Here is a 1,467-nt window from a genome sequence, read left to right as displayed (position 1 = left end):
GCCTTGACGTCAAGGCGGCCTGACGAAATACTTCGGTCATGTCGACCCCGGAGACCCTCGAAGCCCACTTCACCCTGACGACCGCCGTCGCACGCTACGACACACTGCGGACCCGCGACGCCCTCGCGGCACCGGCCGGCGAGGACGACGCCGCGACCGCGCCTCCCCTGACCCGCGAGGAATCCCTGGAGATGCTCGCGCTCGGCGAGCTGATCGCACGCAAGGCCGCCTACGGCCGCCAGTTGTCCGTTCGCTCGGCCCGCCGGGCCGGAGCGTCCTGGGCCCAGATCGGGGCGGCCCTCGGAACCAGCAAGCAGTCGGCCTGGGAGACCCACAACCGCTGGATCGACGAACAGGCCCGGCGCCCCGAGGACCAGGGCCACTGGGGCTGGACCGAGGAGGACCTCACCGCCGCCCGCGCACTCGCCGGCGACCCCGACGAGCCGGCCCGCCCCTGACCGGCGACCCGGACACCGCGATCCGCGCCCCGGCGTCCCCAGCGGGGTCGCGGTGTTCGCCGGCGGCGTCGCCAACTCGTCCGAGCCGCCCCATGGCGGCCGTGCCGCCGCCATGGAACAGCCGGGCCTGTTCGCCTCCGACGTCCGCGCCTTTGTCCGCCGCTTCCGCTGACGCCCTCGGTCGTGGCGGTCGGGGTCAGCGGCAGGGGAGGGGAGCGAAGGTGTAGCCGCGGGACTTGAGGGTGCGGAGGATCCCGGGGAGGGCGGCGACGGTTTGGCCGCGGTCGCCGCCGCCGTCGTGGAGGAGGACGACGGAGCCCGGCTTGACGGCGCCCAGGACGCGGCGCTCGATGGCGGCGCGGCCGGGACGGGCCCAGTCCTGGGGGTCGACGCTCCAGAGCTGAATGCTTTTGCCGAGGCCGGCGGCACCGGAGCGGACGGTGGCGTTGACCCCGCCGTAGGGCGGGCGCAGGCAGGTCGGGGTGGTGCCGGTCTGGGCCCGGATGCGGGCGTCGGTGGCCGCCACCTGGTACTGGAACGCGGACTTGGAGATCTTCCGCAGGTCCGGGTGGGACCAGCTGTGGTTCTGCACGCTGTGCCCCTGGGCGCTCACCTGGCGGGTGACCCCGGGATGGGCGGCGACGTTCTGGCCGATCTCGAAGAAGGTGGCGCGCGCGCCGTACTGGGACAGCAGCGTGAGGATCTGCGGGGTGTAGCGGGGGCTCGGGCCGTCGTCGAAGGTGAGGTAGACGACCTTGGCCGGCGCGGCCTGCGCCGGGCCGGCCGGCAGGGCGACGACGGCGGTGGCGGCCGCGACCAGGGTTCCGATGGTGAGCCGGGCGGCGCGGCGCCCCCGGTGCCGGTCCGCTCGACGGGGTGAAGACACGGGTCCTCCAACGGCCGTGGCACAGGAACGAACCCGGTGCCCGCCCCCTCCCCGGCACTGAGCCCAATGTAGCCCGGTCCCGGCCGGCGTCCTAGGGTCCGTCTTCAAACCCCCGTCGCCCGC

At 74.6% G+C, this 1,467-nt stretch carries 2 protein-coding genes; one reads left to right on the top strand and one right to left on the bottom strand.

Annotation, left to right across the window (positions count from 1 at the left end):
* Positions 1–38: 38 nt before the first annotated feature.
* A complete protein-coding gene (locus tag ABD308_RS04585; RefSeq protein ID WP_344325908.1) occupies positions 39–458 on the top strand; it encodes a hypothetical protein in 420 nt (139 codons plus the stop codon).
* A 196-nt stretch (positions 459–654) separates the two neighbouring features.
* Here the strand turns inward: ABD308_RS04585 and ABD308_RS04580 are convergent, their stop codons facing one another.
* A complete protein-coding gene (locus ABD308_RS04580) occupies positions 655–1,344 on the bottom strand; it encodes a polysaccharide deacetylase family protein (RefSeq protein WP_344325905.1) in 690 nt (229 codons plus the stop codon).
* Between the last annotated feature and the right edge of the window lie 123 nt (positions 1,345–1,467).

The organism is Kitasatospora putterlickiae (assembly GCF_039527695.1).
Taxonomy (GTDB): domain Bacteria; phylum Actinomycetota; class Actinomycetes; order Streptomycetales; family Streptomycetaceae; genus Kitasatospora; species Kitasatospora putterlickiae.
Note: the sequence above shows the minus strand (reverse complement) of the source record. Positions and strands in the feature narration are given on the sequence as shown.

What these genes read in the sequence shown, in the direction of transcription:
- ABD308_RS04585 (WP_344325908.1), top strand. Translation starts at nt 39, where the DNA reads ATGTCGACCCCGGAGACCCTCGAAGCCCACTTCACCCTGACGACCGCC.